Origin of the sequence: Chryseobacterium sp. SIMBA_029 (genome assembly GCF_046535275.1) — a bacterium.
Classification (GTDB): domain Bacteria; phylum Bacteroidota; class Bacteroidia; order Flavobacteriales; family Weeksellaceae; genus Chryseobacterium.
In genome coordinates, this window is sequence record NZ_JAWRXA010000955.1 from 1 (window position 1) to 229 (window position 229).

Below are 229 nucleotides of genomic sequence, written 5' to 3' on the forward strand. Positions count from 1 at the left end.
TGCATTAATTACTCCGGCTATTACGGCCGTTACTTTTCCATCCTTGAGCATCGGAAAAAATAGAAGCTTCCTGTTATCTACCTCATCTCCTCCTATATCCTGAGAGGAAACTTTTAAATCCACCGTTCCATACTTGTTTTCCAGTTCGGTTTTCTTTTCTGGATACTTCTCAAAGTAGGCGAGCATGGAGTTTCCAAAGGGGAGTGCATAGTTGTTGGATGCTGCATTT

General features: G+C 41.9%; 1 protein-coding gene. It reads right to left on the reverse strand.

Annotation, left to right across the window (positions count from 1 at the left end):
* On the reverse strand, positions 1 to 229 hold a 229-nt coding region (locus tag SB679_RS26630; protein ID WP_410705468.1), incomplete at both ends, for a hypothetical protein.